Origin of the sequence: Pseudomonas sp. KB_15 (assembly GCF_052114525.1) — a bacterium.
Classification (GTDB): domain Bacteria; phylum Pseudomonadota; class Gammaproteobacteria; order Pseudomonadales; family Pseudomonadaceae; genus Aquipseudomonas.
Window position 1 is genome coordinate 125,313 of the sequence record NZ_JBFREX010000010.1, and the last position, 12,701, is coordinate 138,013.

The window sequence follows — 12,701 nt, forward strand, 5'->3', positions numbered from 1 at the left end:
ATTCCGATGGACCAGGCAGCACACTACGTCTGTTCCATCCATCAACCGCAACGAGGAGCTTGATAGCTATGGAAAAAGTCATCTATCTGCTGTGGCGCGATACTCAAGTCAGTCCTGATACCTTCGCCCATCGCCTGCGCAGTGAGGTCGCCGGGCAATTGCAGGCACTCGGTGCCCGTGGTGTGCAATTGAACCTGTCCGATGCCGATGTGCAGCCTGCAGCCGGCCTGCGCCAGGAAAACAACCGGCCATTGCCCGATGGCAGCCTGTCGCTGTGGCTGGACAGTGCCAACGGGGCAGCTCGTCTCCCGTTCGACCACTTGATCAGTGCGGCAACGGCGCGCATGGCCGCCTACCTGGTATGCGAGTCGGTCGCCATCGCCAATACTCGCTTCCCGTCAATGCCCGGTGAGCGTACCCACGGGTTTGCCCAGCTGGCCCTGCTGACCCGCCCTCCCCGCCTGACCCCCGAGGCCTGGCTGGACATCTGGCGCAACCATCACACTGCGGTGGCCGTGGACACGCAAGACAACTTCCAATACGTGCAAAACCTGGTGGTGTCGGCACTGTCGCACGGAGCCCCACGGATCGATGCCATAGTCGAAGAATGTTTTCCGCCAGCTGCCATGACCGATCCCCGGGCCTTTTTCGATGCGGTGGGCGACGAAGCGAAATTCCAGCGCAACCTGGCTGCGATGATGGACAGCTGCAGCCGCTTCATCGATTTCGACAAGATCGATGTGCTGCCCACCAGCCAGTACTGCCTGTAGGACCGGGAAATCGTCATGCGTGAAGCCCGGATAATCCAGACCTGGCCCTTGATTATCGAGCCTGAAGTGCTTTGCGCATGAAAACCCGAGCGAAGCCGTCCTCCGTGGCCCGGCGGGTTTCCTGATAAGCCGTTTTTTTATGGGTTTCGATGTTCTCAATCATCAGCTCATGGGTGTAGAGCCGTACAGCCTGGCACCCGCCCTGCGGATCATCACCCGTACACCCACGATATCCGTACCGTCTGTCATCACGAAAGTGTCGGTATCAGCCACTACCTGTCGATAGTCCTAAAGCATAAGGGCCGGCTTTTTGCCGATCCGTGAAATGTATCCGAACCATCGGCGGCCCGGTGTCGCTTGGGAGTCCTCAAAATGATGCCGTAACAATGGCATCTCTCGCTAATAGCCAACGTAGACACGTTCTCGCCGATAAAATCCCTCCTGACAAGCGCGATAAGTAGCTAGCTATTTGTTAACGAAAGCCTGAAGTATTCATTTGAACTTTCAGATTCTTTCAGTGCGCGGCCTGTGCCTAACATCGACTCCACAGCGAACCAGCCTCTTGGCAGCCTGGCGTCGTCGAAGTGCTTTTGCAGTAGGCCCTGGGATTTTTGAGGATCACCGATGAAGCTGGAAATTTTCCGTACGCTGTGGGGCTATACCGCCAGCAAAGCTCAGGCGCTCGAGGAGTTGCTGCACGCGGGCTTCGATGGCATGGAAGCACGCCTGCCACTGGACGCCCGTGAACGGGCTGAGTTTGGCGCGTTTCTCCAGGCCAATCGCCTGGGCTATATCAGCACAGTCTTCACCGCGTACGACGTGCTGCCGGACCAGTCGGCGAGCCCTGCCGTCCACCTTAATGACCTCGACCAGAAACTCGCCTGGGCCGCCGAACTCGGCCCACGCTTCGTCAACGTACTGGCGGGCAATGATCGCTGGTCCTTGCCACAACAAGTGGAGTTCTTCGGTCAGGCACTGGAACTGGCGCGCAAGCACGGCCAGGTCTGCAGTTTCGAAACTCACCGCTCGCGCTCGCTGTTCAACCCCTGGGTGACCCTGGAATTGATCCGGCAACTGCCCGATCTGTTGTTCACCAGTGACATCAGCCATTGGGTCGTGACCTGCGAGCGTCTGTTGAATGACCCGGCCGATGACCTGAGCGCCTTCATCGAGCGGGTTCACCATATCCAGGCCCGGGTTGGTTATGACCAGGGTCCACAGGTTCCGCACCCGGCGGCTCCCGAATATGCAAAGGAACTGACCTTCCATCAGCAGCACTGGGAAAGCATCTGGCGCTCGCAGCAAGCCCGCGGTTACCAGGTCAGCACCCTGACCCCGGAATTCGGCGCCGACGGCTACCTGCATCATTTGCCCTTCACGAATGTCCCGGTCGCCGACCTGTGGTCATTGAACGTGTGGATGGGCCAGACCGAGCGCGAACACTTCGAGCGTTTCCACCACTCAAGCCATCCTTAGGGAGCCGATGCGTCATGCCTGACAATAAAAACAACAGCGCCTGCACTGACACACACAAAGCCAACTTCAATAGCATCCCGGTGGTCAACATCGCCGGTCTGTTCAGCTTTGAACTGGAGCATCGCCTGGCCGTAGCCGAACAATTGGGGCGCGCCGCCAGCGAGGTCGGGTTCCTCTATATCACCGATCACGGTATCGACCCGCAACTGATCGCCAACCTGCGCAAGGCTGCCAAGGACTTTTTCGACCAGTCCCTGGACACCAAGATGCGCCACTACATCGGCACCTCGCAAACCCACAAGGGCTTTGTACCCGAAGGCGAAGAGGTCTATTCCAAAGGCAAGCCGGACCACAAGGAAGCCTTCGACGTCGGCTTCGAAGTCCAGGCCGATGACCCGCTGGTACTGGCCAACACCCCATTGCTGGGGCCCAACGACTGGCCGCAGTTGCCAGGTTTCAAGGCGTCGGTGCAGGCCTACTATGAAGCGATATTCGCCTTGGGCCGGCGCTTGTTCGGCGGCTTCGCCCTGACCCTGGGCCTGGAAGAAAACTATTTCGACAGCCTGGTCACCCGTCCGCCGTCCAAGCTGCGCCTGATCCACTACCCGTTCGACGGTGCCGCCCATGACGCACCGGGTCTTGGCGCCCATACTGATTACGAGTGCTTCACCATCCTCCTGGCCGACAAACCGGGCCTTGAGGTGATGAACAATCTTGGCCAATGGATCGATGCGCCACCGATGGCCGATGCCTTTGTGGTCAACATCGGCGACATGCTGGAAGTGATGACGGCAGGTGCATTCGTTGCCACTGCGCACCGGGTGCGCAGCGTGAAGGAGGAGCGTTATTCCTTCCCGCTGTTTTATGCCTGTGACTACCACACCCAGATCAAACCGCTGCCCGGGTTCGCCCAGGCCGGTAACGACTACGAAGAGATCACGATCGGCGAACACATGTATGGCCAGGCGCTGCAGACCTATCAATATCTGCGCCAGAGGGTGGCCAACGGGGAAGTTCAACTGCCAGGCAAGGCACGCAAGCCCGCCAGTTTCGGACATTTGAAAAATCAGGCCCAAGCGTCCTGATTGAAGTATTCAGCTAAACCCCTACCTACGCCGGAGTCAGTAAATAATGAAAAACAATAAGAAAAACCTTTTGAGCCTGGCTGTATTGGCAGCCGGTATGTTCGGTGCCTCGGTGAGCATGGCCGCGGCAGACACGTTCAAGGTCGGCATGGAAATCACCTACCCTCCTTTCGAGTCCTATGACAAGGACAAAAATGTAGTGGGTTCTGACCCCGAGCTGGCAACTGCACTGGCCAAACACATGAACGCCAAGGTGGAGTTTGTCGACACCAAGTTCCCGAGCCTGATCCTGGGCTTGAACTCCGGCAAGTACGACGCAGTCATTTCCGGCATGTACATCACACCGGAGCGCCAGACTCAGGCCCAGACCATCGCTTATGCCAACACCGGTGCCGCAGTCATGGTGCCCAAGGGCAGCGAGATCAATGCGAAAAAGCCTGAAGATCTGTGCGGCTTGAAACTGGGCCTGGAGCAGGGCACTACCTGGGTCAAGGAGTTCCGCAAGCTGTCCGATGAATACTGCGTGCCGAACAACAAAGGCGCCATCACCGTCAGCGAATACCCCTCGGCCCCCGAAGTGACCCAGGCCCTGTTGTCCAAGAACATTCAGGCCCAGGTTGAAATCGCTGGCGCCGCAAAAATGATCGCGGAAAAGACCGGTGGCCGGGTAGTGATCACCACCGAGCATCCGATTTATCAGCAAACCCTGGGCATCTTCGTCAAGAAAGGTAACGATGAAACCTACCAGGCCGTGCAAAAGGCCTTCGAGGAGAGCAAAAAGAGCGGTGAATACGCCGCGATTCTCAAGAAGTATGGCTTGGAAGAGCCGACTGCCAACTAAGAACGTGTCCTTGTAGTCTGGTCATCTGCCTCCCCGGCACCGGGGCGGCAGATCGAGGTGCCCTATGCAATTCGACTGGTCGTATTTCTTCTCCCTGTTCTCCCTGCCGGACTTCTGGAATGCCTGCGTCACGGTGATCCAACTCAGTGCCCTGGCCTGGTTCATCGGCATGCTGCTCKGTTTTGTCCTGGCCACGGCCAAGCTGTCCCAATCGCCCTTGCTGCGCATTCCCGCAGCTGTCTACATCTGGTTCTTCCGCAGCATCCCGTTGCTGGTGCTGGTGGTGTTCGTCTACAACTTGCCGCAGTTGTTTCCCGGCAGCGGACCGATCCTGTCCAACCCCTTCTACGCAGGGTTGCTGGCCCTGGTGGTCACCGAAGCGGCGTACATGGCGGAGATCCATCGTGGTGGCCTGATTTCCGTGGCCAAGGGCCAGAAGGAAGCCGGGCGCGCGCTGGGTGTCGGCCTGTTCGGCATGCAACGCTTGATCGTGATCCCCCAGGCTTTCCGTATTTCGCTGCCCACTTTGATCAATGAATACATCACGGTGGTCAAGCTGACATCGTTGGTCTCGGTGATCTCCCTGACCGAAATCCTCACGGTCGGCCAACGCCTCTATGCCACTAACTTCCTGGTCATGGAAACCCTGGCTGCGGTAGGCGTCTACTACGTGTTGATCGTCACCGTGTTCGGCTATTTCCTGCAGCGTCTGGAGCGCTACCTGGACTTGAACTTCCGCAAGCCACACACACTCGACGCAGCCACCATCGCCAAGTTCAAGGCCAGCGCCGAAGCGTTGCCCGACAATGCGCGCAAAACAGCAGGCAACAACGCGACGCCAATCCTGCAACTGAAGAACATCCAGAAGAGCTATGGCACGCACAAAGTGCTGATGGGTATCGACCTGAATGTCGAATACGGCCAGGTAGTCTCGATCATCGGGCCATCCGGCTCCGGCAAAACTTCGCTGATCCGCACCGTCAACGGCCTGGAAAGCATCGATACCGGCGACATTCTGTTGTTCGGCGAAAAATTCATCGAAGCGTCGGACAAACCCAACAGCTCCCGCCTGCGCAAAGGCGTGCGGCATATCGGCATGGTGTTCCAGAACTTCAACCTGTTCCCGCACCGCACCATTCTCGACAACGTCACTCTGGCGCCGCGTTACCATGGCCAGCCGGGCGAGCTGAGTGAACATCGTGCTTATGCGCTACTGGACAAGGTCGGCCTGCTGGCCCATGCCCACAAGTACCCGCACCAGCTCTCCGGCGGGCAGCAACAGCGTGTGGCAATCGCTCGAGCCCTGGCGATGGAGCCGCAGATCATGCTGTTCGACGAGCCGACCTCGGCCCTCGACCCGGAACTGGTCAACGACGTGCTGAACGTGATCCGCGATTTGGCCAAGGAAGGCATGACCATGCTGATCGTGACCCACGAAATGGACTTCGCCATGTCGATATCCGACAGGGTCGTATTCATGGAGAACGGTAATATCCAACTGGATGCGGCACCTCAAACCATACGATGCGATGCCGAAGGGGAAAGAGTGCGGCGCTTCATGGGAATCAGTACCCGATCGCCAAGCCTGTCTAAAACTGTGGATCATGCATGAGCATGGTGCTGCTCCAGGCAACCCCTTACATTGAGCTTCCTTCTTTCAGGAATACACGCATGAATCTTGGAATAGCAGGACGTTGGGCGCTGGTATGCGCCGCCAGCAAAGGCCTGGGAAAAGCCTGCGCACAGGCACTCGTCCATGAAGGCGTGAACGTGGTGATCACCGCCCGAGGCGAACACACGCTGAATGAAACAGCCCGTCAGCTCAGAGCAATCAATCCAGAAGTGACGGTCATCGCCGTAGCCGGAGACATTTCGACGCCCGAGGGTCGGGCGGCAGCGCTCATGGCCCATGAGCATTTCGATATCTTGATCAACAATGCTGGAGGCCCTCCCCCCGGGGATTTCCGCGAATGGAATCGCGACGTCTGGCTCAAGGCTCTGGATGCCAACATGCTCACTCCCATCGAGCTGATCAAGGCCACGGTCGATGGTATGGCAGCACGCGGATTTGGCCGGATCATCAACATCACGTCGAGTGCCGTGAAGTCCCCTATCGAAAGCCTGGGTCTGTCCAATGGCGCACGCAGTGGTCTGACGGGGTTTATCGCAGGGCTTGCCCGGCAAGAAAACATTGCCAGTCGTAATGTGACGATCAACAACCTGCAACCGGGCTCATTCGACACTGATCGACTGCGTGACAACCTGGTCGCTGCTGCTGAAGAGTCAGGGCAAGACAGTGAGGCATTCCTTGACGAATGCCGTAGTGAAATTCCGGCCAAACGCTTCGGCTCACCCGAGGAATTCGGTGCGCTTTGTGCCTTCGTTTGCAGCAGCCATGCGGGCTACCTGACCGGGCAGAACCTGTTGATCGATGGCGGGGCCGTTCGCTCCAGCCAATAATGGGCCGCCAACCGGATCGGCACCCCATGGCGGTGCCGGACGACCTGTTGCAGGCCGTCGCTCCCACCTCTGGCTAATCAGGGTTTGCGCGCAATGATCACCTGACTTTTCGCCACCACGGCATCCAGCGCCTGCTTGATCTGTGCACCCCGTGGCGAAGCCAGGATCGCCTGCCAGGTGTCCGCCCAGTGATTGAGCAACGGATGGTCCGGGTTGCTGAAATCGACCTTGGCTTCCCAGAACAGCAGCATCCACATCGACCAGTAGAATCCGTACTGGCTGTGGCTGATCACTTCCAGGCCGGCATCGCTGACCATGGCCTTGAACTGCTCTTCGCTGATGATGCGAATGTGGTTGGGCTTCTGGAAATACTCGGCCGCCGCGATATCTTTCTGCAGGTCTTCGGAGCTGGGGTGCGGGACACTCAGCAGATACAACGCACCCGGCTTACCGACGCGCACCAGTTCGGCGAGGAACTGCGCCGGATCGTCCACGTGCTCGATGACCTCGGTCGACACCACCCGCGTGGCGGTCGCATCGGCAATCGGCAGCGGGTTGCAGTCGGTGACATGGCATTCGACGTCGCGGGCCGGTGTATCGCTCAGGCGCTGGCGGGTCGCTTCGACCTTGGCCGCGTCGATATCGGCGATGATGATCTTCGCCCCGCGCATCCCGCAGAAATGCACGTTGCCGCCGTCGCCACAGCCCACATCCAGCAGCGTGTCCTCGGGGGTTACCGGGAAACCGCTGAACAGCTCGCCGGTTTGCTGATTGAACCAGCCGCTGAGCATCGCGTCGTGCAGGCCGAGCATATAGGGGTCGACCTTGTCCGCCACTGGCGACGCGGGCGGTGTCTCTGGCTGCACAGGCGCGGGCGTGCCCGCCGTGAGTTTCTTCAAAAGGCTCAGCATGAGGTGGCTCCAGAGGATGGGACGGCTGTTCGGGAGGTGCCCAGGCGTTTGACCAGCGAAGCGCCGCGGTTGCGCATGGGCATTTCGATGTAGCGATAGTTGAGCTCGCTCAGCAGCACGATCAGACCGCCAGCCATCAGCAACATCAGAATCGGATGGCCAGCCGGACTGGGCAGCCCGGCAGCCTGTAATCGGAAAATGAATTCACGAACCAGCAAGTAGGCCGGGATATGGATCAAGTAAATCCCGTAGGAACGACTGCCGACCCACGTCATCAGGTTTTTGAACACGCCGCGCGGCAACAGGTAATCGCGGTTGTAAGAAGCGATCCAGACCAGCAGCGCGCACAGCACCGCAATCACGCCGATCCGGTAAGAAGTGAAGGTGAAACGATCCGTTGCCATGAAGCTGAGCAGCAGCGACACCGTGATCAGTGCGGCAACACCCGCCCATGGACGACGCAAGAATTTTGGCTCCCGGCGCAGGTACGACGGTTGCGTACTCCACATCGCCAGCAGCACGCCAAGGGCCAGCGCGTCGGTGCGTACCACCATCAGGATCGGCGTGCGCAAGGTGAACAGTTGCACCGCAACCAACGCCAGTAACGCCCACAACAGGTGCTTGCGAAACAGCACGATCATCAGCGGAAACAGCAGATAGAACTGCTCCTCCAGCGACAGGCTCCAGTACACGAAACTGGTGCCGTACTCATAGCGATAAAAACTGTCGGCAAAACGGAAATTGGCGTATTGCGCGATGCCGGCCAGGGTCGCCTGAAGGTTCGCGTGCAGCGTGCCGAACGCACCGGAGCGGTTGAGAAAAAGGCACGCCAGCAACATTAGCGCCAGCCATAACCAGGCCGAAGGCAGTAAACGAAAGGCCCGGCGCAACCAGAAATTGCGCGTCTGTTGCCAATATTCCTGACGCGTTGTGCAGCGGCGCAAGGCCGGGATCAGGCTACGGGCAATGACGAAGCCCGAGATCGCGAAAAACAGATCCACGCCCCACCACGGCTGGCTGTACAGCGTGATCGTCTGCAGCAACGGCACAGCCGCCGCGAACAGGCTGTCCTGCAAGTGATGAAACAGCACGCCGAGCACCGCAATGCCGCGCAACAACTCGATGTCCATGATCCGCTTGTCGTTACTCATACGCCCTCCTGGGCATAGGGTTTACGAGCAATGATCACCTGGCTCTTGGGCATGAACTGATCCAGCATTTGCTTGATCGCCAACCCGTCGGGCTGTGCCAGCAGGTCCTGCCAGGTTTTCGCCCAGCTCTCCATCAGCGGCGGATATGGGGCCTGAATCCGGTCGCGTACCGCACCGCCCAGGTCTCGTCCGGCGGCCCGTTCACTGGCCCAGAAAAAAATCATGCCCATGACCCAGAAAAACCCGGTGGCCTGGCGATGTTCGATGACCAGGCCCGCGTCCTCCACCAGCGCGGCGAACCGCTCGGGGCTGAAAATCTGCACGTGATTGGGCGATTGAAAGTAGCTGGCGGGGGCAATGCCTTTCTGCAAATGCTCGCCCACCGGGGACGGCACGCTCAGTAGATACAGTGCGCCGGGGCGTCCCATGCGTACCAGTTCGGCCATGAAGGGTTCTGGTTGGTCGATGTGCTCGAGCACCTCCATGCACACGACTTTGCTGGCGCAGCCCTCGGCCAATGGCAGCGGCAAACTGTTGCTGACCAGCCCCAGGTTCGGTTTGTCCGACTGTGCCGCCACTTGCCGGGCAAGCTCGCGGACCTTGTCGTGTTCACTGTCGGTGAAGATCACCGAAGCACCCTGGCGGACCGCGAACAACGTCGCCACGCCTTCGCCGCAACCGACATCCAGCAAGGTGTCGTCGGCGGTGATGGCAAACCCCTTGAGCAATTCGCCGCTGTCGCCGAGAAACCAGCCATCAAGCAGGGCATCGTACAAACCGATATCACGGGGCGAGACCCGCGTTTGCGGCGGGGTGACCTCTACCGGTGCAGGCCGCAACTTCGCAAGCAGGCGCCGAATCATGTGCCCGACGCTTGTACGGAGTTTGCATCACGCTGCTCCAGCAACTGCTCGAATACCGCCTTCAGGCGCTGTTCGGCAACGGCCTGGCTGCAGAATCCCTGCAGGCTGCGAACGGCATGGGCCGACATCCGTTGATAACGCTCGACGTCCTGCCTGGCGACGTCATGGCTGGCGGAAAATGCCGTGCACAGCGAGTCCCAGTCCGTGACGTAGCGCAGGGTACGATACGCGGCGCGAGGATCGTGGGGCCAGGATGTCAGTTCGTCGGTACTGTCGACGATAAACGCGTTGTCACGGTCGATGTAGTCGGCCATGGCGGTGTTCAGCGGCGCAATCGCCGGCTTGCCGCAGGACATGAACTCCATCAACGGCAGGCATTGTCCTTCGCCGTAGGAACAATTGACGACGTAACTGGTGGCCTCGACCAGGCGCTCGTAATCGATGTCGGACAGATAGCCGTGGATCAGCACGATGCGGCACTGATAAGACTGATTCTTGTAGACGTGGTGCAGCATGTCGTTCAGTGCGTTGGATATGTCATGGTGCGTAAGCTTGAGCACCAGGGTCGCATCGGGCGTGTCGCGGAAGGCGGTGCAGAAGGCACTGATCATGTCCTTCCAATTCTTGCGTCCGTCGTAGGGATTGAACACCGAGGTGTAGACCACGCCCTCGAGCAGTAGCTCACAGTCGCGCGGCGGCTGGTCGAAGGCGATCGGTGTGCCCTCGCGCAATCGTTCGGGACCGTAGGGGCGCAAGTCCGTGGTGCGACTGTCGATCAATAGCCCGCGCAGGTTCAGGCGCGTAGGGCCCACGACCGGACGCGTGTCCAGAAGCTCGCCACGGGCGGCAAAACGGTCCCAGACAGGCGCTGCGATAGCGCTGATCGGGTAATCGGGGCCCATCACATCGCGTACGGCATTCACGGTAAAACTGGAGTGGGTGATCGCCGTCCCGCTGGCGCCCAGCACCGTTCGCCAGTCATGCCGTGGTTCGCTCTGCCAGCTCTCGGTGGGAATGGTGCTGAACTCCCAGGCGAACACCGGAATCGTCGGGCACGCGTAGTGGATCGGCGTGCGATGCGGTGGGGAGAAGGACAGGAACACACAGTCTTCGCCCCGGCTCAGGCAATCGAAATACAGCCGATCGACCAGATCGTCCGGATTGCTGACCTCGATCACCTGCCCCAGCCGTTCGAGCACCGGGCGGAATTCCTTGAGGACGAAGTAATAGCTGTACTCGGGCCGCCCCAGGTTCTGCTGGATGTTGCTCTTGTTGGTTTCCGAATGAATGATGATCAGCACGATGCAACCCCCGTTTCGGCAATCACCGGCACAACGTCACGGGCAGGCTCCTCTTTGAAGAACAGCGCCAGCCGCTGCTGCACCGGCGCGAAGCTGCAGTATTGGTGCATGCGTTCGCTGGCCGCGTCCGCCATGGCCTGCCAGGCGTCCGGCTGGTTTTTTGCCATCGCGTAGCTGTTCTCATAAGCTATTTTCAACGAACCCCAATCCGGCCGCTGGCGCAGGGTGCGATACAGGATGCGTGCGTCTTCCGGCCAGATCGTCGGCTCCTGGCTGGACTTGACGATGAAAGCCACACGCTCGTCGATATAGTCGAGCATCGCCGTGTGGTTCGGTGCAATGACGGGCCGGGCGCACGACATGAACTCCATCAGTGGCAGGCACAGGCCTTCGCAGCGTGAAGCGTTGACGTAGTAACTCGCCGCGCCATAGAGCCGGGCGAACTGTTCGTCCTGCAGATAACCGTGCATGACCACCACGCGACAGGCGAAGGGCGAGAGCTGGGACAGCAAGGTGATGAGTTCGACGTAATAGGTCGACAGGTCGTTCTGGGTCATCTTCAACACGAGCGTGACGTCTTCCACATCACGCAGTGCCCAGCAGAACGCCGTGATCAGGTGATGCCAGTTCTTGCGACCATCATCGGGGTTGAACACGCTCACGTAGATGACGCCATCGACCTCGATTTCGACCGTTTGGCTGGTGTCGGGGAAAGCCGCTTGTGGATGCTCGTCCTGCGCGGAGGCTTCGCTGACGACAGGTTCATCCGCCACGGGGGCTTCGCTGATGGCAGGTTCATCCGCCACAGGGGCTTCGCTGATGGCAGGTTCATTCGCCACGGGCGCTTCGCTCACTGCGGGTTCAACCAGCAACGGTTGAGGCGTCCGAAATCTGGCCAGCCATGGACGAACCGCATCCGGCACCAGATCGCGAACGGCTTCGCGATACCACAACAGCAGGTAATGTCTGGTAATGAAGAGGCGTCGACGCAGGGTCAACGGCGGCACCGGAGGTTCAGGTTCAGGCACGATTTCGGGTTCAGGCTCGGGTTCAGGCTCCGGCTCGGGCTCCGGTTCGGGCTCGACGATTTCCTGCGGCAGTTGCTCGATGATCGGCGCGATCAAACCATCGGCGGACAACCCCATCGAGCGACTGTCCAGAATGCAACCCTTGATCTGCAACGTGGCGCCCGCGTTCACCGGCGTACCGGGATATTGCTGGCGAATGTCGGCGAAGCGTTCCCACAAAGGCGTCGGCAACACCAGCACCGGGAAATCGTCGCCCAGGGTCCGGCGGATGGCTTCGGCTGTATGGGTGGACAAGGTGATCACCCGCCCCAAACGTGCCAGTGTCTGGCTCCAGTCTTGGCGCGGATCGTTGTCCCAGTGCTCGGCGGGAATGGTGTCGAATTCCCAGGCGACCACGCACACCATCGGGCATTGCAAGTCGGTGGGAGTCTTGTGCGGTGGCGCGAACGAAATGAACAGGCAGTCCTGACCGGCCTGCTGCAACTGCCGATACAGCGGATCGACCTCGGCGGCCGATGACACCACATGCACCGGCCCGAGGCTTTCGAAGAGCGGTCGATACGCCTTGAGTACGAAGTAGTAACTGTACTCGGGACGGCCGAGACTCTGGCTGATGGAGCTGTCGTTGACGTCGGAGTAAAGAATAAAATTCATGGCACCCCACGGTGACGCCGCCATCCCGGCAGCCTCATGGCATGACGGGGAAGGACACGGTTCGAGTCAGTGTTTACTGGCGCTCGTCCACCGTCTTCCTGCCCGTCTTCGTTCTTGTTTTAGTGGTCAGTTTCTCGCAGTTTCGAAGCGACACTGCCGAA

Annotated in this window: 11 protein-coding genes; 6 read left to right on the forward strand and 5 right to left on the reverse strand. The window is 59.5% G+C overall.

The window, feature by feature from the left end:
- The first annotated feature begins 68 nt into the window (after positions 1 to 68).
- The 6 genes from AB4Z35_RS12560 (at position 69) to AB4Z35_RS12585 (ending at position 6,632) form a co-directional block, all read left to right on the forward strand.
- Positions 69 to 770 (forward strand): EthD domain-containing protein, encoded by a 702-nt coding sequence (locus tag AB4Z35_RS12560; RefSeq protein ID WP_442097328.1) that lies wholly within the window; start codon positions 69 to 71, stop codon positions 768 to 770.
- A 624-nt stretch (positions 771 to 1,394) separates the two neighbouring features.
- A complete protein-coding gene (locus AB4Z35_RS12565) occupies positions 1,395 to 2,246 on the forward strand; it encodes a sugar phosphate isomerase/epimerase family protein (RefSeq protein WP_442097330.1) in 852 nt (283 codons plus the stop codon).
- Positions 2,247 to 2,260: 14 nt separating this feature from the next.
- Complete coding sequence (locus tag AB4Z35_RS12570) at positions 2,261 to 3,331, forward strand: isopenicillin N synthase family dioxygenase (RefSeq protein ID WP_442097331.1); 1,071 nt, start codon at positions 2,261 to 2,263, stop codon at positions 3,329 to 3,331.
- A 46-nt stretch (positions 3,332 to 3,377) separates the two neighbouring features.
- Positions 3,378 to 4,172: an ABC transporter substrate-binding protein gene (locus AB4Z35_RS12575; RefSeq protein ID WP_442097333.1), complete on the forward strand. Its 795-nt coding sequence runs from the start codon at positions 3,378 to 3,380 to the stop codon at positions 4,170 to 4,172.
- A gap of 64 nt (positions 4,173 to 4,236) precedes the next feature.
- Positions 4,237 to 5,784: an amino acid ABC transporter permease/ATP-binding protein gene (locus AB4Z35_RS12580; RefSeq protein WP_442097334.1), complete on the forward strand. Its 1,548-nt coding sequence runs from the start codon at positions 4,237 to 4,239 to the stop codon at positions 5,782 to 5,784.
- A 59-nt stretch (positions 5,785 to 5,843) separates the two neighbouring features.
- Entirely contained in the window at positions 5,844 to 6,632 is a 789-nt protein-coding gene (locus AB4Z35_RS12585; protein WP_442097365.1) for an SDR family oxidoreductase, read from the forward strand.
- Positions 6,633 to 6,709: 77 nt separating this feature from the next.
- On the opposite strand, the gene AB4Z35_RS12590 is transcribed toward AB4Z35_RS12585, so the two are convergent.
- Genes AB4Z35_RS12590 through AB4Z35_RS12610 form a run of 5 tightly spaced genes read right to left on the reverse strand, consistent with a single transcriptional unit; the run spans position 6,710 to position 12,540 of the window.
- Complete coding sequence (locus tag AB4Z35_RS12590) at positions 6,710 to 7,543, reverse strand: class I SAM-dependent methyltransferase (protein WP_108232001.1); 834 nt, start codon at positions 7,541 to 7,543, stop codon at positions 6,710 to 6,712.
- Positions 7,537 to 8,694, reverse strand: coding sequence for an acyltransferase family protein (locus tag AB4Z35_RS12595; RefSeq protein ID WP_442097335.1), 1,158 nt, complete (start codon positions 8,692 to 8,694; stop codon positions 7,537 to 7,539). Before AB4Z35_RS12595 ends, AB4Z35_RS12590 begins: the two co-directional genes overlap by 7 nt.
- Positions 8,691 to 9,557 carry a class I SAM-dependent methyltransferase gene (locus AB4Z35_RS12600; protein WP_442097337.1) on the reverse strand — a complete coding sequence of 289 codons (867 nt, stop codon included), beginning with the start codon at positions 9,555 to 9,557 and terminating at the stop codon, positions 8,691 to 8,693. The genes AB4Z35_RS12595 and AB4Z35_RS12600 overlap by 4 nt, the downstream gene beginning before the upstream one ends.
- Complete coding sequence (locus AB4Z35_RS12605; protein WP_442097339.1) at positions 9,554 to 10,858, reverse strand: glycosyltransferase; 1,305 nt, start codon at positions 10,856 to 10,858, stop codon at positions 9,554 to 9,556. Before AB4Z35_RS12605 ends, AB4Z35_RS12600 begins: the two co-directional genes overlap by 4 nt.
- The gene (locus tag AB4Z35_RS12610; RefSeq protein WP_442097341.1) at positions 10,852 to 12,540 is read right to left on the reverse strand and encodes a glycosyltransferase; all 1,689 of its coding nucleotides are present in this window, start codon (positions 12,538 to 12,540) and stop codon (positions 10,852 to 10,854) included. Before AB4Z35_RS12610 ends, AB4Z35_RS12605 begins: the two co-directional genes overlap by 7 nt.
- Positions 12,541 to 12,701: the final 161 nt, after the last annotated feature.

Excerpts from the sequence above, each read along its gene's own strand:
- AB4Z35_RS12560 (WP_442097328.1), top strand. The coding sequence starts at position 69 with ATGGAAAAAGTCATCTATCTGCTGTGGCGCGATACTCAAGTCAGTCCT.
- AB4Z35_RS12565 (WP_442097330.1), top strand. The coding sequence starts at position 1,395 with ATGAAGCTGGAAATTTTCCGTACGCTGTGGGGCTATACCGCCAGCAAA.
- AB4Z35_RS12570 (WP_442097331.1), top strand. The coding sequence starts at position 2,261 with ATGCCTGACAATAAAAACAACAGCGCCTGCACTGACACACACAAAGCC.
- AB4Z35_RS12575 (WP_442097333.1), top strand. The coding sequence starts at position 3,378 with ATGAAAAACAATAAGAAAAACCTTTTGAGCCTGGCTGTATTGGCAGCC.
- AB4Z35_RS12585 (WP_442097365.1), top strand. The coding sequence starts at position 5,844 with ATGAATCTTGGAATAGCAGGACGTTGGGCGCTGGTATGCGCCGCCAGC.
- AB4Z35_RS12590 (WP_108232001.1), bottom strand. The coding sequence starts at position 7,543 with ATGCTGAGCCTTTTGAAGAAACTCACGGCGGGCACGCCCGCGCCTGTG.
- AB4Z35_RS12595 (WP_442097335.1), bottom strand. The coding sequence starts at position 8,694 with ATGAGTAACGACAAGCGGATCATGGACATCGAGTTGTTGCGCGGCATT.
- AB4Z35_RS12600 (WP_442097337.1), bottom strand. The coding sequence starts at position 9,557 with ATGATTCGGCGCCTGCTTGCGAAGTTGCGGCCTGCACCGGTAGAGGTC.
- AB4Z35_RS12610 (WP_442097341.1), bottom strand. The coding sequence starts at position 12,540 with ATGAATTTTATTCTTTACTCCGACGTCAACGACAGCTCCATCAGCCAG.